The sequence below is a fragment of the Paenibacillus sp. UNC496MF genome (genome assembly GCF_900113915.1).
GTDB lineage: Bacteria > Bacillota > Bacilli > Paenibacillales > Paenibacillaceae > Paenibacillus_Z > Paenibacillus_Z artemisiicola.
The window spans coordinates 546,034-563,112 of the sequence record NZ_FORE01000006.1; the positions used below are offsets into that span (position 1 = coordinate 546,034).

The following is a 17,079-nucleotide window of genomic DNA, read 5'->3' on the forward strand; positions in this document are numbered from 1 at the left end:
CGGTCAGCCTTTGCGATAATGCGCGCGCCCGTTCTCGAGCTCCGCGTCGCCGCGGCTCACGGCCGCCTGCAAGCCGCTCCGCAGCGCCTTGTCCAAGGCGCTGCCCGTACGGGAATAGCCGAGCAGCTTGACCGTCTCCCGGATCAGGTCGTCCACCGGGAGGCTGCCGTGCAGGAACAGCGTCTCCTTCACGGCGCTCGCGACTTCCTCGGGCGGCAGATCCTCGGCGTTCCGCCTTTCCGGCTCGCCCTCGGACACGCGGAACACGCCGTATTCGGCAGGCTCGACCCCGTCCGGCCAATAGAAGACGGTGCCGTCCCCTTCCGTCGCGCGCAGCGCCAGCCCGCCCGCGACTTCGTCGAAGCGCCGCTCGATGCGGGCCCCCGAACGCGCGATGCCCCAGGCTTGGAGCACCCGCTTCACCAGCAGCGCCCGGCTGATCGGCCCCTCCTCCCGCACGACCGTCGCGATCTGATCCCGCACGAGCCCGGTATTGGCCGGCGCGTAAAAGTCATCGGACGCGCGGCCGACAGCCGGCAGCTCCGCGGCGCGGTACGCCGTTCTCCGCGTCGGACGCGCGGCGGCGGGCGCCGCGGGCTCGACGCCGTCCGCGGGCGGCGCCGGCGGCGGCACGGCCGCGACGCGCGCCTGCGGCCGTTCGCCGGCCGCCGGGCCGCGCTCCTCGGCCGGCGCGGCCGGGGCCGCTTGCGCCGCCCGCGCGGCGCGTTCCGCCTGCTCGGCGCGTTCGGCCTGCTCGGCTTCCGAGACCGCCGCCAAAACGCGCTGCGTCTCCTTCGCGGGATTATCCAGCCAATCCATCGACCAAACGCGATGAATGCGCCAGCCCAGCTGACGCAGCACCTGCTCGCGCAGCATATCCCGGTCGCGGGCCGTCCGGCCCGACCGGTAATTGTCGCCGTCGCACAGAATCGCGAGCCGGTACGCATCCGGCTGCGCGGGATCGACGACCGCGAGATCGATGCGGTAGCCAGACTCTCCGACATGCAGGTCGGCCTTGTAGCCGTTCGCGGTCAGCGCCTCCGCGATCTGCGCCTCGATCCCCGTCTCCTCGCGCTTCAGCTGGGCCGCGTTCAGCCCGAGCGCCGCATGGCCCTTCTCGGCGTATTCCAGGAACGCCTTCAGCACGCCGACGCCGTTCGAGCGCGTGCGCGACGCGTCCAGATGCTCGGCGCGCAGCGCGGAGAAGACGTGCATTTCGTGCCGCGCCCGGGAGACCGCGACGTTCAGCCGCCGCCAGCCGCCCTCCCGGTTCAGCGGTCCGAAGTTCAGCACCACCTTGCCCGACGCGTCCGGACCGTACCCGATCGAGAAGAGGATGACGTCGCGCTCGTCGCCCTGCACGTTCTCCAAATTCTTGACGAAAATCGGCTCATGCAGCCGCGAAGCCAGCCGTTCCAGCTCGCCGTCCTTGCGGAACGCTTCGTCGAGCAGGTCCTCGATCAGCGTCTGCTGGATGCTGTTGAACGTGACGACGCCGATGCTCCGCCGCGGCCCCTCCGCATCCCGCAGCCGCCGCGCGATCTCCGCCACGACCTGCTCGGCTTCCGCCCGGTTCTGCTTCGTCCGGCCCCGGTCGTAATAGCCGTCCACCGGATGCCAGCGCACGCTGGACCTCCGCTCGTACGGCGACGGGAAGGTGAGCAGCTGGTTGTCGTAGAAGTGCCGGTTGCTGAACGCGATCAGGCTCTCGTGCCGGCTGCGGTAATGCCACAGCAGATGGGCTTCCGGCATGCCGAGCGCGAGGCAGTCGTCCAAAATGCTCTCGAGGTCCTCCGGGATGCCGTCCTCCTCGCCGTCCTCGCTTGCCGCGGCCGAGAAGAAGCTGGTCGGCGGCAGCTGCTTCGGATCTCCGACCACGACCACGTTGCGGCCGCGCGCCATGGCGCCGACGGCTTCGCTCGTCGGCAGCTGGGACGCTTCGTCGAACACGACGAGATCGAACGGCGCGTACTTGGGATCAAGGTACTGCGCGACCGACATCGGGCTCATGAGCACGCACGGGCACAGGCGGTTCAGCAAATTCGGAATTTGCTCGAACAGCTTGCGCAGCGACATCCCCCTGCCGCCGCTCCGGATCGCCCGCAGCAGGATGCCGGCCTCCGAATTGGAGGAGGCCTGCTGATGCAGCGGCGGGATGTTCGCCGAGAGGCGCGCCGCGATTTCCTGGCGGGTCAGGCGCTCGAACCGCTCCGACAGCGCCTGGAAGCTGCGGATCTTATCCTCGAACAAGCGGCCGGAGAACGAAGCCAGCTCCGTCTCCTCGGCCAGCGCGAAGTCGATGGCCGCGCGCCACCAGGCCCGCTCGAACGCCGGCTCCACCTGGTCGTGCCGCAGCTCGCCGCGCTCGTACGCGGCCGCGAGCGAGGACAGTCCCGCGGATGCCGCGCGCTCGCGGACCAGCCGCCAGCCGCACCAATCGCGCAGGGCGTCCAAAGCGTCCGTCCATTGCCGCGCCCGCGCCTCGCGATGGTCCAGCCAAGGCCGGCCGGACCGGCGCCGGTCCACGGCGGCGAAATCGATCCCGAGCAGTTCGGCCAGCTTCTCTTCCAGCCGGACGGACTCCCGGCAGGCCGCCGCGAACTGCGCCAGCGCGCCGCCGTGGCGCTCCCGGAACGCGGCGCCTCCGGCGGCCGCCGCGTCGGCGAGCCGCTTCCGCGCGGCCGTCGCCGCGCGGACGTCCGGATGCAGCCGCAGCAGTACCTGCTCGAGCCGCCGGCTCCAGTCGCACAGCGCGATCGCCGCGACCCAGTCCGCGTCTTCCCCGCTCCAGCGCGCGCCCAGCCAGACGGAGGCCGCCGCGGCGGCCTGCTTCAGCTCGGCCGCTTCGGTCCGGTAGACGGCGATCAGGACGAGCGCTTCGGCCGTCTGGTCCTTCCGGAGTGTCGCCGCGGCCATTCGGCTGAGCTGCTTGTAGATCCGGTTCTGCCGGAGCCGCTTCGGCAGAAACCACTTCCGCTCGGCTTGCCGCCACTCCTCCAGCGCCGCGCCGGCGTCGAACGCGAGCGCCTCGGCGGAGAAGCGATCCGCGACGCGCGCGCGGGCTTCATTGCGCGCGACGCCGCGGCGGGCCGCAAGCATGGCGGCGCCGAGCGCCGGCTCCAGCTCATCGGCGCCGAGCAGCGCCGCCGGCACGATGGCCGGCATGCCCTGCAGCAGCTCGGCCGCCGCCGCCAGCTGCCGCAGCTGCGCGCCGTCGGGGTCCGTTGCCGGCCCTTCCAGCGCGCCGCCGAGCGCGCCGTAGGCCTGCTTCACGTCCCGCAGCGCGGCCGCGTACGCCGCCAGCGCCTCCTCGGCCTGCGCCCGGAGCGCCGGCGAGTAGGCCGAGCCGGACGCGTCCGACCAGACATGGCCCGCGGGCCCGCCCGCCGCTTCGCCGGCGATGCGCAGCTCCTTCGCGCGCTCGCTCCAGGCGAGGCGCAGGTCCGCCGTCCAGCCGGCGACCGGCTGGTCGAACGGCGCCAGCGCCGGCGCGTCCTTGACTTCGCCGTACCGGGCGATCGCCTCGTACAGCGACGCGCCGAAGCCGCGCTTCCGGTGCAGCGCGTCCACGTAGCCGTTCAGCTCGCCGCGCGACGCCGCCAACCGCTCGGCCTCGCGGCGCCAGTCCTCCGGCGACGCCGAACGGGCGGTCTCCAGCGTCCGCTTCAGCTGGTCGAGCACGGCCTTCTTCGTGCTCTTGTTCGAATGGAGCTCGAGGCAGAAGGCGCCCAGCCCGATTCCCTCGAGCCTGCCCTGCACGACGCTGAGCGCGGCCATCTTCTCCGCGACGAACAGCACTGTCTTATTCTCGGCCAGCGCCGCGGCGATCAGGTTCGTGATCGTCTGCGATTTGCCCGTTCCCGGCGGCCCGTGCAGCACGAAGCTGTGCCCCGCTTGGGCGGCGCCCACGGCGACGATCTGCGAGGAATCCGCGCTGATCGGCAGCAGGAGCCGGTCGGGCGCGTACAAGCCGTCCAGCGCGCCCGGCTCGGGGAACGGCTGCTCCGCCTGCCAGGCCAGACGGCCGGCCATGAGGCTCGCGACCACCTTGTTCTTGGCGAGGTCCTCCGCCCGGCTGCGAATGTCGTTCCACATGACGAAGCGGCTGAACGAGAAGAGGCCGAGCAGCGCCGACTCCACCACGTCCCAGCGGGGCAGCCGCATGACGGCGTGGCGAATGACCGAGAAGACGCCGGCGAGGTCGATGCCCTTCTCGTCCCGCGGCAGCGGATCGAGCCCGCCGATCTGGCTGCCGAAATCCTGGCGGAGCATCTCGAGCAGCGTAATATTGATCTGCGGCTCTTCGTCCCGGACGCGCAGGACGAAGCTCGCGCTCGACGTCTTGCGGGTCAGCTCCACCGGGACGAGCACGATCGGGGCATACCGCGGCTGCTCGCTGGCCGGGGTCTCGTACCACTTGAGCAGCCCTAGCGCCAAGAAGAGCGTGTTGGCCCCGTTCTCCTCCAGCGACGCCCTCGCCGCGCGATAGAGATGAATCGCCTTGACCGCGAGCTCCCGGTCGCCGGCATCGGCGCGCAGCCGCTTCTGCAGAAATTCCTGCCCGATCAGCACGTTCAGCGGATCGTCGCGGCCGACGCTCCGGAACAGCTCCGCGCTCCGGGGCGTATCGGCCCAATCCGCGGGCCGCGGCAGGAGCTGGAATTCCCGTCCGCCGGACAGGGCGTCTTCGAGCTCGCTTAGCTTCGTCTGGAGGAGCGGCAGCGCGGATTTGGTCAACCGGAAGTTCAGCAGTCCGTTCCGGAGCGTCAGGTCGAGCAGCCGCCGTTCCCACTGCTTCTGCTTCGTGACCGGAATCGAGGCGGCCTCCGCCGGGCGCGCATGGATCGTCACTTCGTCCGGCGCTCCGCCGGTACCCGCGGCCGGGGTCCGGTCCGGCACGATCTCCCAGCCGCCCGGCGCCTGGACGCGCAGCGGAAGGGGACGGATCGCGCTGGCCCGCGAACGCTTGACGTCGATGAAGCCGACGAAAGCGTCGGGATCGCCCAGATGGCCGATCGCCGCCCGCTCCGCGTCCGCGTAGGCCTCGTCGTGCCCGCCGCACATCAGGGTCGCTTCCGCGAGGCTGATCTCGTGCACGCCGGAGGCGAGCCGCTTCGCGAGCAGCGACGGGTCGTCCTGCACGGTCTCGGCGAACGTCTCCGGCACCAGCCACACGCCCGGAAACGCATGGCCCTTCGTAAAGACGACCAGCGGGTGCAGGCCGACCGCCTCCAGGCAAGCGGCATAGAGGAGCGTCAAGTCGAGGCAATTGCCCATTCGCCCGCCGATGACGGCATCCGGAAGCCGGACGCGCTGCCCGACCTCCTCGAAGCTCGCCGGCGCCACGCAATACGTGACCTGCTTCGCTTGAATCGCGGCATAGATCGCGGCGGCTTGATGCCGGATCCGGTTCGGGTTGTTGCTCTGGTACGCGTCGAACGACGGGTTGCCCGTCCATTTCCCGAGAATCGGCGCCGCCTCGCCGACCAGCTGCTGCACCGCGGGATGATTGGGCATGATGAACGCCGCGGCCATCTCGGGCATGGCGGCCAAGCCGCCCCACTGGTCGTAAGCGAGCAGCGTCAGCGGCGCCGTCTCCGCGAACAGCTCCCGTCCTTCCCCCGACACGGTCAGCGTCAGCGTGCCCGTCAGCCGTTCCGTGAGCCCCGCCAGGTAGACGCCGTTCACCTGCACGTGGACGGGCGCCAGCTCCACGGTCTTGCCCGCCGGCACGGCATCGACCTCCGCGCGCCAAGGCGGCGCGAACGCCGGTTCCGCCGCGATCTGCACGGAGATCCCCGTCAAATCGCGCTCCGACGCGTTATGCAGCGTAATCTTCTGGACGACCGGCACGAAGTTTTGCTGCATCGCGTAGTTCACGACGCCGTACTTCTGCCATTCGCACGTCAGCGCTTGCCCAGGTCTGCTTTCCACGTTCCTCACTGCCTCTCCGTTAAACCATGATGCTGCCATTATACCGCAAATCGCCCCTTTTCCCTACCGGGTTCGACGGCATCCGGGGCAATGGCCGCGAGTCTCGCGGGCGCGCGCGGGCGTGCCCGGCCGAAGACGGGCCCATACGAAAAGACCGGCCGGGCGCCGAAGCTCCCGAGCCGGTCGATCCGATCGTGCGTTCGCGGACGGCGAACCGTCTCCGCTTACAGTCCCGCGGCCGCTTGTCCGACCAGCGCCGTCAGCTGCGCCGCGTCGAACGCGTCTCCCCGCTTCAGCTTCATCGTCTTGCGCTCGGGCGGGCCGTCGAACCGCCCGGCCGGCAGCTCGAGCCCGGCGGCGTTGAAGATCGTGAAGCTGACCGCGTCCTTCGAGGTGCCGATGACGGCGGCGTATTTGCCGTTCTTCAGAAAATGCGGCTTCTTGTACTGGATGCGCTCCTGCACGTCCGGCACCGCGCCGCGGACCGTCTCGCGCAGGCCGGCGCACAGCTCCCGCTGCCAAGGCTCTTGAATGGTTTCGATAAAAGTCGTCACTTCCGCGTTCATGTTTTCGATTCGCTCCTTCGCGTATGTCTAGTGTAGATTCGATTTCCGCGCGTTACAGGTGCTTGACGATTTGCCAAACGACGCCGAACTTATCCTGCACCTCGCCGTAATACGCGCCCCACGGCTGCGGCGCGAACGGATGCTTCACGTCTCCGCCGTCGCTCAGCTTGGCGAATGCCTCGCGCGCCTCCGCCTCGTCGCCGTACGACAGCGACAGCGAGATGCTCCGCGTATAGCCGGCCGGCCCGCCGTCGGAGAAGAACAGCGCGCTGCCGCCCGCGACCGTCATCGCCAGGTGCATGACCTTATCGGCCATCTCCTCCGGCGCGCCCGGCATCTGGCCGAACGTCATGACGGACTGAATCTCCCCGCCCAATGCTTTTACGTAAAAATCCGCCTGCGCCCGCGCGTCCTCCGACATCAAATACGGCGTCAATTGCGCTCCCATGATTCGAACATCCTCTCTCGTGTAAGGTGGCGTAACTCGGTTTCTACTACAGCGACGAACGGCGATTTCCGAAATCGACGGCGGCGGCGATAAAAAAAAGCGAATGACTCTTTTACAAGCGCCGCAGCATGCCGAGATGGTCGCGCAGCTCGGCCGCCGACGCCTCGTTCCGCCAGTTTCGCGGCCCCTCGCGCTCGGCCAGCTCGCGCACCTCGATGGCGACCTCGCCGCCGACGTCCGGCTCCGGCATGCGCAGCGCCCAGGCCGTCGCCTCCTCCGCCGATCCGGCCTCGATCAGCACGTAACCCGCGACCGTGCCGGTCTCCGGGGCAAACGGTCCCGCCGTCAGCTCCGGCCGGCACCCCGGCGCCGGGTAGGCGATCCGCACCCCGCTCGCGCTCGGGCGCAGCCATTCCTCCGCGAGCAGCGCGCCGGCGTCCGCCAGCGCTTCGCGGAACGCCGCCCACGCCAGGGCGTGCGGCGCTCCTCCGGCGATGCCCGCTTCGAAGCGCGCGGTCGCCTTCACCAGCAGCATGTACCGCATGGCGATCCCTCTCCTTCCCGTCCTGCCCTCGTTAGGGCGAATGATCCGCGGCTGCCGCGCGCTCGCGCCGCCGCCCCGCTTTCGCCTCTACTGGAGCGACGAAGCTCCGGCGGCGAAATCGACATCGCGGGCAAAAAAAAAGCGAGGCCCGTGGGCGCTCGCTTTCGGCGAATGTTGCGGCGGTTGTTCCGACCGTTGTTTCCGTGTTTTTGGCGGTTGTTTCGATATTCGGTGTTCGAGTTTAGTTCGGCGGTTGTTTCCGTGTTCCGGCGTTTGTTCCGATGGCTGTTACGGTGTTGAGTTCGGCGGTTGTTCCGGCGCGGCGGTTCCGGCGTCTGCCCCGCCGGCTGCCGCGGCCTCGCATTCCGCGGCGCGCCTCCGCATCAGCGCCCGCTCGCGCTCGTTGCGCGTCAGCGACGCCGCCCGCTCGAACTCGGCGCGCGCCTCCGCGTGGCGACCGAGCTTGGCGAGCAGATCGCCGCGGACGCTCGGCAGCAAGTAATAATCCTTCAGCGCCCGCCCCGCGGCCAGCTCGTCCGCGAGCTGCAGGCCGAACGCCGGGCCGAAGGCCATCGCGATCGCCACCGCGCGGTTCAATTCCACGACCGGCGAAGGCGCGGCCCGCGACAGCGCCTCGTACAGCGCGGCGATGCGCACCCAGTCGGTCTCCTCCGCCGTCCGCGCCGACGCGTGGCAGGCCGCGATCGACGCCTGCAGCGCGTACGGGCCGAGCGGCCGCCCCAGCTTGCGCGCCCGCTCCAGGGCGGCGAGGCCGCGGCGGATCAGGAGATGATCCCACAGCGCGCGGTTCTGATCGAGCAGCAGGACCGGCTCGCCGCTCGCGTCCACCCGGGTCTTGAAGCGGGAGGACTGGATCTCCATCAACGCGACGAGGCCGTGCGCCTCCGGCTCCCGCGGCGCGAGCTCGGCCAGCATCCGGCCGAGCCGCAGCGCTTCCCGGCAGAGCAGCGGACGCATCCACTGGCCGCCGGAGGTCGCCGCGTAGCCTTCGTTGAACATCAGATAGATGACCTCGAGCACCGCCGCCAGCCGTTCCTTCAGCGCTTCGCCCTCCGGCACCTCGAACGCCGCGCGCGCGGCGCTGAGCGTCCGCTTCGCCCGGACGATCCGCTGCGCGACCGTCGCTTCCGCGACGAGGAACGCCCGCGCGATCTCGTCGGTGGCGAGACCGCCGAGCAGACGCAGCGTCAGCGCGACGCGCGCCTCCCGGGACAGCATCGGATGGCAGGTCGTGAAGATGAGCCGCAGCAGGTCGTCGCCGATCTCGCCGTCCAGCCCGCGCTCCAGGTCGTCCTCGGTGAACGTCCCCGCCGCGCGTCCCCACTCTTCATACTTGCGGTCGCGCGTCTTGTTGCGCCGAAGCAGATCGATCGCGCGGCGCTTCGCCGTCGTCATGAGCCAGGCGCCGGGATTGTCCGGAATGCCGCTCTCGGGCCACCGCTCCAAGGCGGCGACGAGCGCGTCCTGGGCCAAATCCTCGGCCAGCCCGACGTCGCGGACCATCCGCGCGAGCCCGGCGATGAGCTTGGGCGATTCGATCCGCCAGATCGCGTCGATCGTCCGGTGCGCGCCGGAGGTCCGCGCCATGGTCAGTTACCCCGGCCGAGCCGCGCCCGTACGGCGGCCTCGCGGGCCTGCAGCTCCGCGTCGGGGGTGATGTCCGCGAAGTCGAACACCTGCCGCAGCTCGATCTCCCCTTCGCCGAAGCCGTGCGGGTCCGGCATGCGCAAGGCCCACTCGACCGCTTCCTCGCGGGACTTGACCTCGATCAGCGTATATCCGGCGATGATCTCCTTGGTCTCCGCGAACGGGCCGTCGACCACCTGCGGCTTGCCGCCCGGCTCGGGATACGAGATCCGGATCGCCCCGGAGCTCGGGTGCAGCCCGTCGGCGGCGATCAGCACGCCGGCCTTCGCCAGCTCCTCGTTATACTTCGTCATCGCGGCGACCAGCTCGGGCGACGGCAGGACGCCGGCCTCGGAATCCTTGCTTGCTTTCACGACCAGCATGAAACGCATCGTACATCTCCTCCTGAAATTCGGTTTTGGAATGCCGGCCGAAAATTCGGCCTCTATTCACGCGACGAACGCGGGCGCGCCAAATCGACGCGCGGCGCAAAAAAGATCGGGATAAGCTAGTGCCATTATAATACAGGGCGGAAACCGCGGCATCCGAACCGCCAAAAAAAGCAGCCCCGGACTCCGCAAAGTCCGAGGCTGCCGCCGGTTAACGCCGCGAACCATTCGCGCCGCTAACGATTCATGCCCTTATCCGCGCCGCCGCTCCGGCCGGGCCGAACGCGCCCGTCACGCGCCGACCGCCGCCGCGGGCTGCTCCGCCGGCGGCTTCGCCGGCTGCACGAACGATTTTCGCGCCCAGACGCCGCTCTTCCAGCGCGCCAGCATGATGAGCCCGCGCAGCCATTCGTCCACGGTGAACGCGATCCAGACGCCCGGCAGCCCCCAATGCAGATGCACGCCGAGATAATACGAGAGCGGCACGCAGACGCCCCACATGGAGAACACGCCCATCAGCACCGGGAACTTCGCGTCGCCGGCCGCGCGCAGCGAGTTGATGACGACGATGTTGAACACCCGCCCCGGCTCCAAAATAATCGAGATGAGGAAGATGCCCGCGCCCATCGCGGCGATCTTCGGATCGTCCGTGAACAGCCCCATGATGGGATAGCGGAACAGCGCCGTCACCGCCACGACGACCGCCGTCACCGCGATGCTGAGCCGCAGGCTCCGCATCAGCCGGAAATACGCGGCCTTCTTCTCGCCCGCGCCGACCATGTGGCCGACGATGATTTCGGTCGCGATGCCGATCGCCGTGGACGACGCCATGAAGTACGTGCTGACGTTGAATACGTAGATATGCGCGCTCAGCGCCTGCGCCCCGATCAGGTTCACGAAGCTCATGACCGTCATGTACTGCGACTGCCACGCGATCTGCTCCCCGGCCGCCGGAAGGCCGACGCCGAGAATCCGTTTGACGTGCGCCTTGTCGAAGCGGACGTAATCCTTCAGCCGGATCGGGCTCGGCACGCGGCGGTATAGCAGGATCAGCAGCACGGCGACGCCGACGGCCCGGCTGACGATCGTGGACACGGCCGCGCCGGTCACGCCCCATTCCGGGAAGCCGAAGTGGCCGAAGATCAAGAGGTAATTGCCCGTCACGTGGAGCACGTTGACGCCGAGCGTGACGAACATGACGTCCCGCGTGCGGCCGTTCGCCCGGATGATCGACGAGACCGCGTAGGAGATCGCCTCGAGCCAGATGAAGCCGCCGATCGCCTTCAGATACGTGTTCGCGATGGCGATCTGCCCCGGATCGAGATTGAGCATCCGCATCCACTGCTCGCTGAAGCCGAAGAGCACCAGGCCGACGAGCAGCCCGAAGAGGACGTTCAGCGAAATCGCGTGCGCCGAGATGCGGCTCGCCGTTTTCTTCCGCCCCGCGCCCAAATATTGCGTGATCGCCACGCTCGTGCCGATGCCGACGAAGCCGAACATGAGAATGCAGAATACGATGATTTCGTTCGCCAGTCCGACCGCGCCGGCCACGCCGTCCGAGATGCGGCTCAGCATGAAGACGTCGGCGGTCCCCAGCATCATCCGCAGCACGGAGTCGACCAGAATCGGCCACGCCAGGCCGAAGAGACTTAATGTTTTCCAGGTGGGCACGGCCCCCGTTGTTTGTTCCCCGATGTTCATAAGCTTGCGTAATCCCCGTTCCCGTAATCGCTAAGTTGGATAAAACAATGCCGTTACTCATTATGCCATAACCCGTTTCCGCTCCGCTTGTCCAATATTTATGTGTTTTGGACGTTTGATGTAAGGGCCGGCTTTCTGTTACCATGGGTAGCGTGAGAGGAGCGAGTGTACCCGATGAAAAAGTCGAAAGTGGGCCGTAACGCCCCCTGTCCGTGCGGAAGCGGAAACAAATACAAGAAGTGCTGCCTGGAGAAGGACGCGGCCGCCCGGTTCGCGGGCCGCGAAGCCGGGGCGGACGCGCCGGCCGGACAAGCGGGCGGCATCGCCGTCGCCGTGCCGGAATCCCTGGCGGACATGAACGCCGCCGTCGAACGGCTGACTTGGACGCAGCCCCAGTACGGCGACATCGCCAAGGAACTGGTGACGCATCTGGCGGAGCGCTTCACGTGGGACGAAATCAACGCCACGACCCTGCTCTGGTTCGCGTATTCGCGCGAGCAGGAGCCGGTCGTGCAAAAGCCGGGCGTCGTCTTCGCCGCCCTGGAATACAGCTTGTCCGTCATGACCGGCCGCCCGAACGTGACGAAGGCGGAGGTCGCGAAGCGGTACGACGTCTCCGCGGGCAGCGTGTCCAAGCGGATCGGCGAGCTGCATCCGTACGTGGCGCGCACGCTCGAAGCGCTGGCGAGCTGAGAACGAATCGGCTCGCGCGAGCGGCCGGCCGAAGGCGCCCCGGAAGGCGCCGGACGCCGCCGCCGGCAAGGAACCGCCCCGCAGGTCATGGCAACATGACCTGCGGGGCGGTTCTTTTTTGCGTCGGCGACGCGGATTGCCGGCGCGGGCGAGGCAACGCGGGCGGACCGGCTCAGCGCGGCAACGCGGGCGAGGCGGACGAGGCGACGCGCGCGGCTCCTTGCGCGCGGGCTTGCCGCCCGGCGCGGACCGCAGCAGCGCTCCCCCGCCTCGCTTCGCCTTCGCGACCGCGTTCCGCTTTCCCGACCGCATTCCGCCTTCCGGCGGCGCTTCCGCTCCTTTACATGAAGCCGAGCTTCCGGGACGCGGCGTCCGACATCCACTCGCGGCTGCGGCCCTTGTCGTAATCCGTCCGCATGTCGCGAATGACCCGCTCCAGGTGGACGGCGCGCTCGTAATGCATCTGCAGCGCGGCGGAGGCATAGAGCTCGCTCAGCTGGGCGAGCGTGAACCCTTCCGTCGCGGCGGCCGCGCGGCCGACCGCGTCCTCGTCGACGAGGCGGTTCAGCCCCTTGTATGCCAGGTACGCGCGCCGCATCGCCTCGTTCGGCGGCTTCACCTCGTAGGCACGGTCGAAGCGGCCGGCGCGGTTCATGAGGGCCGGGTCGATTTTCTCCGGATAGTTGGTCGTGCCGATGAGGTAGATGCCCTCCTTCGAGTTCGCGCCGTCCAGCGTGTTCAGGAAGTACGAGCGGCACGAATCCGGCATGGAGTCGATGTCCTCGATGACGAGCACCATCGGCGCCAGCTGCACGGCGGCCGCGAACACCTCCTGAATCGACCCGCTGCTCGTGTACTCGGTGATTTGCCAGTACGCGATCGGCGCGCTGGCCGTCGACGAGATCGATTTGACGAGCGTCGTCTTGCCGTTGCCCGGCTTGCCGTAGAGCAGGATGCCCCGCTTGTACGGAATGCCGTAGGTGAGGAAGAACGCGCGGTCCCGCGAGAAAAACTCGTCGACCGAGCGGTAGATCTGCGTCTTCAGCTCCTCGTCCATGAACACGTCGCTGCGGGTGACGGGCGCGGACGCCGGCTCGCGGGTCTGCTCCAGGCCGTCCTTCGTGTCCGTGAACACGATGATCTTCGGACTGGCCAGCTGGCGTTCCCGCATCGCCTCCAGGAAGCGGAGCATCGCTTCGTCGTGCTCGCCGAAGATCAGGTCCTCGTACCCCAGCCCGTGCTGCGTCACGCGGGGCACCCGCGCCATCGCGACGCGGTGCTCCAGATAGCCGTGTACGTCCGTCCGGCGTCGCTGCCGAGCGGGGCGAACGCGAGCTTCGGATCGCCCGTGCCGAGCCCGAGCCGGTGCATCGTCTTCGCGACCTCGGAGCCGCTGTACTGGTTGACCGCGCCGCCCCACGCCCGCGAGCCGGAGTGGATCATGACCGCGACCTGGCCGTCCCGCAGCCCCCATTGTTCCGCGATGCCGCGGTTCGCCTCGTCCGTCTCGAGCGCCTGAATCTCGATGAAATGATTCCCGCCTCCCAGCGTGCCGAGCTGGCGGTGCGCCCGGTGCCAGAGCGGCTCCGGAATGCGGTTCAGGGCGTCCTCGTCGTAGCGGAACCGGCTGCATTCGACGTGCGAGAGCGAGGTCGCTTTGCGCGGCGTGTAGCCGTCCGGGACGTACTTGTTCGGCAGGCCGTGCAGCCCTTTGCGCAGGACGTCGTCCAGCCGGATGTCGGAGAAGAAGCCGCGCGCGTGGTTTTCCACCGGGATGCGCTTCTCGATCGCCTTGACCAGCTTGCGCCGGACCTTCACGTCCCGCAGGTCGGCCGCGTCCAGGTTCGTCAGGTGCACCCGCATGCCGCAGCCGATGTCGCTGCCGACGATGGAGGGCGAGACGAAGCCGTCCCCGGCGCCCCAGACCGCCGTCGTGCCGATGCACGTGCCGACGCCGACGTGGGCGTCCGGCGTGTAGCTCATGTAGCGGATATTCGGAATTTGCAAATTGTTGTTCGCCATCTCGAGCACCTTGGCGCCCATGGCATGGAACAGATCGTCGGCGGCGAAGACGTGCAGATCGCCGGCGGGCAGATCGATTCGCCGGTAAGGGGTTGTTGACATATGATTAGGGTCGTTCCTCTCGTTTGTAAAATAATCATGCATGCATCATCATGCGGCCGGCTGGCCGCGGCGGGACGAAAATGAAAACGCAAAAAGACCGCAAGCGTACATCGCTTACGGTCTTCATGCCGGGCGCAAGGCGCCGGACCGGCCTCCGGCGAAGCGGCCGTGCGTTGAACGCACCGGCGGCCGGAGGGCAATCGATCCTGGTCTTACGCGAGCCGGGCCCGTAGAGGCCGATGGACAATGAGCGAACTATTCGGTTGCGACGGTGCGGTCAGGCTGCGTAGTAGGTTGAATCGTACGGTCATGGCCCTCGGCCTCCCTTCTGAATCAGATGCTGGTAATGCTACCTGCCGAGGGAATGATTGTCAATACATGAATTAAAATAAGTGATCGGCATCATAATGTTTTTTTATCGGGCTTGGGTATAACGCGTAGCGTTGGATATGGTTTGGAATTATCGTCATCTCTTACCTCTCAACAGCAAATCGGCCTTAAGCCAAATGTCGATGAAAAAAAAAGAGCGTCTCGGAACGACGGGAAGCTCCCGTCGTCCCGAAGGACGCGCTACGATGTTTAAACCGCGCCGCAAAGGCGCTGTCACGGATTGCCGCCGGCCTCGGCCGATACCCGCTCGAAGGATTTGGGCTTGCGGCATAATACGATCGCTCCGAGGAACCCGCACGCGCTTGCGATCGCGAATACGGAGAGGAAGGAAATCCGATCCGCCAGCACGCCGCTTCCGACGGTGGCGACGGAGGAGACGATCAGCGTAATCATCGTATTGATGCTGATCCCCATCGGAAGCCGCTCCCGCGGAATTTGCTCGATAATGAACAGTCCGCTGCTGATGTTGTACCCGTTCAGGCAAAAGTTGGTCAACGCGAACGCCGCGTAGACCGTCCATACGCTCGGGTAAGCGAAGATCAAGCAGCCCGCCAATCCGCCCGATACGGAAGCCGCGACCAGCACGGACCGGTGCCCCAGCCGGTCCGCCATAATCCCGAACGCGATGCTGCTGATAATGTTGGCCAATCCCGTAATGGCCGGAAACAAAGCGATATCGGATCCGCCCGCCTGGAAGGCCCGAACGGAATAAAGCCCATAATAGGCCAAACTCGCCTGTGCCGTCATCATGAAGCAAAAAGCGATGACCGTCCGTTTGAACGGCTTGAAGCCGCGAAACATGTCCGGGATCGCCTTGAAGTATTGGAAGTAGTTGAAGTCCGCCTTAACCGCTTCGTCCGGAGCGCTCTCCTTCATCCACGCGAAGCAAAGCCCGTCGGCGATCAGCAGGAGGACGCCGATGGCGAAGATGAGCGTGTAATTATAAGGATACGGCATCTCTCGAAGAATGACGCCGACCAGCGCGGCGGCGCCCAAAGCGATCAGATTGGCGGCGCCCCCGCCGTATCCCCGCAGCCGGCCGCGATGCTGCTCGGGCACGAGCTTGGCGAACAGACTCATATAAAAAGGCGCGTACGAGCCGACGAACAGGCTGAATATCCCCCAGCTTACCAGAAAAAGCAGCGTCATCGGCCGCGGGTAGGCCTCGGCGAACAAAGGAATCGTCAGCACGCAGGCAAGGAAAAAGAACCGTTGGACGAGCAAAATATTTTTGAAAACTTTCTTTTTATAGGCGAGGTTCATCACTTTCTTGGCAAAGAACGGCTGGCTGACGAACGTGCCGATGTAAACCAAAGCGTTTGCCAGGACAATCTCCCCCGTGCCGGCCCCCAAATCGGATAGAAATAGCGTAATGACGGCGTTGACGGACAGGAACGTCATCGCGTTATTGAATAAGATCGAATCCAGGACGAATAGGAACGAATTGCGCCGCCGATCCCGATTCGTCTCCTTCACGGCTCGCCGCCGTTCGCCATCCGGATAAGCGCCGAGTTCTCGGAGCCGCGCCTCTTGACGACTATCGTCCTGTACTCGGGGGTAGACAAGGAAGCGTTCTCGAACAAAGAGATTTCGGACGAAGACGAAACGATATGCTTATCCCGCTTGACCTTGATCGTAAAATAATCGAGCAGCCCGGGCGGCCTGCATCCGGAAAGCCCGGAGAAATCGAGCACGCAGCCGGACGGCTCCTCCCGCAAGGCGACGCCCCGGCGATAAATGAGCTGGCTGAAGCCTTCCGCGGTATTCGCGGCCAGCATCGTGTCGAACCGCTGCCGATAGGGCTCGAGCAGATCGACCCATCGGCGGACGACGTCGCCGTTCTTCTCCGGATCGGGATGCAGCACATTCGGCCAGTGCATGCCGCAGACCGGACCCTCGATCTCTCCTCTCGGGTCCGGAGCGATGCGGTTCCAGCCGCATAGATCGTCTCCGCGGTTAACCGTGATCAAGGAGCCGTCCACCCCGAACAGCTCCGTCTCGGGCCGCTTCGACCGATGCATCATGGAGAACGGCGTGGATATATACTTGATCCCGTATCGCTCCAAAATACCGGAAAGCCCTCCGCCCTCGCCCCCGAAACGATGATAAAACGCCGTGGGGACGAACGATTCCGGGAAAAGGCCCAGATCGTTCTCCTCCAGCAGCGCGGCGAATGTATCCAAATGTCCGGTCACGCTGCCCTCCGGTCTCATCCGTCCGTTCCCGTCATGCCACTCCGCCCGGTCCATGGCGCCGGAGCCCCAATATTCATGGCCGATCCCGTGCAGGGCCAATTCGATATGACGGCTTTCGTTTCTCAGGATTTTCGCCGCCTCGTCCAATAATGGAGACGATTTCCAAGGATTGTTCCAGCGTTCTCCCCCATGCGTAGCATCTGGAAGCGATCGCAGGCGATCGGTTCGATCCCACTCGCTAATGATGAAGGCGGCCTGCGGACGCATGCCGAGCCGTTTGCCGAGCTCCGCGATGGCCTCGTAATCCGCCGGATGATGGTCGCGGGCGATTCCCGTCCGGAACGGCCCGTTTTCCTTGGAGCCGTCCTTGCCGGTCCACCAGCCTACGTCGTCGATGACGATCTGGATGGAAAGAGGGATGCTTATGCTATTCATCGGAACCCGTCCT

The 17,079-nt window shown here is 66.8% G+C and carries 11 protein-coding genes and 1 pseudogene; 1 reads left to right on the plus strand and 11 read right to left on the minus strand.

Features of this window, described 5'->3' with window-relative positions:
• Positions 1–3: 3 nt before the first annotated feature.
• From BMZ79_RS11015 to BMZ79_RS11045, 7 genes are all read right to left on the minus strand, one after another.
• Positions 4–5,934 (minus strand): DUF3320 domain-containing protein, encoded by a 5,931-nt coding sequence (locus BMZ79_RS11015; RefSeq protein ID WP_177222103.1) that lies wholly within the window; start codon positions 5,932–5,934, stop codon positions 4–6.
• 224 nt (positions 5,935–6,158) lie between these two features.
• Complete coding sequence (locus BMZ79_RS11020; protein ID WP_090639711.1) at positions 6,159–6,500, minus strand: DUF1801 domain-containing protein; 342 nt, start codon at positions 6,498–6,500, stop codon at positions 6,159–6,161.
• Positions 6,501–6,552: 52 nt separating this feature from the next.
• On the minus strand, positions 6,553–6,948 hold the full coding sequence (locus tag BMZ79_RS11025) for a VOC family protein (RefSeq protein WP_090639714.1): 396 nt from the start codon (positions 6,946–6,948) through the stop codon (positions 6,553–6,555).
• 112 nt (positions 6,949–7,060) lie between these two features.
• On the minus strand, positions 7,061–7,492 hold the full coding sequence (locus BMZ79_RS11030) for a YciI family protein (protein WP_090639716.1): 432 nt from the start codon (positions 7,490–7,492) through the stop codon (positions 7,061–7,063).
• 288 nt (positions 7,493–7,780) lie between these two features.
• Positions 7,781–9,100, minus strand: coding sequence for an RNA polymerase sigma factor (locus BMZ79_RS11035; protein WP_090639719.1), 1,320 nt, complete (start codon positions 9,098–9,100; stop codon positions 7,781–7,783).
• A gap of 2 nt (positions 9,101–9,102) precedes the next feature.
• Positions 9,103–9,531 (minus strand): YciI family protein, encoded by a 429-nt coding sequence (locus tag BMZ79_RS11040; RefSeq protein WP_090639721.1) that lies wholly within the window; start codon positions 9,529–9,531, stop codon positions 9,103–9,105.
• A 288-nt stretch (positions 9,532–9,819) separates the two neighbouring features.
• Positions 9,820–11,199 (minus strand): MATE family efflux transporter, encoded by a 1,380-nt coding sequence (locus BMZ79_RS11045; protein ID WP_371263669.1) that lies wholly within the window; start codon positions 11,197–11,199, stop codon positions 9,820–9,822.
• A gap of 204 nt (positions 11,200–11,403) precedes the next feature.
• Between BMZ79_RS11045 and BMZ79_RS35485 the strand changes: the two genes are divergently transcribed.
• The gene (locus tag BMZ79_RS35485) at positions 11,404–11,922 is read left to right on the plus strand and encodes an SEC-C metal-binding domain-containing protein (protein ID WP_090639726.1); all 519 of its coding nucleotides are present in this window, start codon (positions 11,404–11,406) and stop codon (positions 11,920–11,922) included.
• A gap of 340 nt (positions 11,923–12,262) precedes the next feature.
• Here the strand turns inward: BMZ79_RS35485 and BMZ79_RS11055 are convergent, their stop codons facing one another.
• From BMZ79_RS11055 to BMZ79_RS11070, 4 genes and pseudogenes are all read right to left on the minus strand, one after another.
• Positions 12,263–13,189, minus strand: coding sequence for an ATP-binding protein (locus BMZ79_RS11055; RefSeq protein WP_090639728.1), 927 nt, complete (start codon positions 13,187–13,189; stop codon positions 12,263–12,265).
• 5 nt (positions 13,190–13,194) lie between these two features.
• Positions 13,195–14,046, minus strand: a pseudogene (locus tag BMZ79_RS11060) (RtcB family protein); the annotation flags it as partial.
• Positions 14,047–14,649: 603 nt separating this feature from the next.
• Positions 14,650–15,912: an MFS transporter gene (locus BMZ79_RS11065; protein ID WP_090639731.1), complete on the minus strand. Its 1,263-nt coding sequence runs from the start codon at positions 15,910–15,912 to the stop codon at positions 14,650–14,652.
• Positions 15,909–17,066 carry a hypothetical protein gene (locus BMZ79_RS11070; protein ID WP_090639734.1) on the minus strand — a complete coding sequence of 386 codons (1,158 nt, stop codon included), beginning with the start codon at positions 17,064–17,066 and terminating at the stop codon, positions 15,909–15,911. The genes BMZ79_RS11065 and BMZ79_RS11070 overlap by 4 nt, the downstream gene beginning before the upstream one ends.
• Positions 17,067–17,079 lie beyond the last annotated feature (13 nt).

Excerpts from the sequence above, each read along its gene's own strand:
- BMZ79_RS11020 (WP_090639711.1), bottom strand. The coding sequence starts at position 6,500 with ATGAACGCGGAAGTGACGACTTTTATCGAAACCATTCAAGAGCCTTGG.
- BMZ79_RS11025 (WP_090639714.1), bottom strand. The coding sequence starts at position 6,948 with ATGGGAGCGCAATTGACGCCGTATTTGATGTCGGAGGACGCGCGGGCG.
- BMZ79_RS11030 (WP_090639716.1), bottom strand. The coding sequence starts at position 7,492 with ATGCGGTACATGCTGCTGGTGAAGGCGACCGCGCGCTTCGAAGCGGGC.
- BMZ79_RS11035 (WP_090639719.1), bottom strand. The coding sequence starts at position 9,100 with ATGGCGCGGACCTCCGGCGCGCACCGGACGATCGACGCGATCTGGCGG.
- BMZ79_RS11040 (WP_090639721.1), bottom strand. The coding sequence starts at position 9,531 with ATGCGTTTCATGCTGGTCGTGAAAGCAAGCAAGGATTCCGAGGCCGGC.
- BMZ79_RS35485 (WP_090639726.1), top strand. The coding sequence starts at position 11,404 with ATGAAAAAGTCGAAAGTGGGCCGTAACGCCCCCTGTCCGTGCGGAAGC.
- BMZ79_RS11055 (WP_090639728.1), bottom strand. The coding sequence starts at position 13,189 with ATGGCGCGGGTGCCCCGCGTGACGCAGCACGGGCTGGGGTACGAGGAC.
- BMZ79_RS11070 (WP_090639734.1), bottom strand. The coding sequence starts at position 17,066 with ATGAATAGCATAAGCATCCCTCTTTCCATCCAGATCGTCATCGACGAC.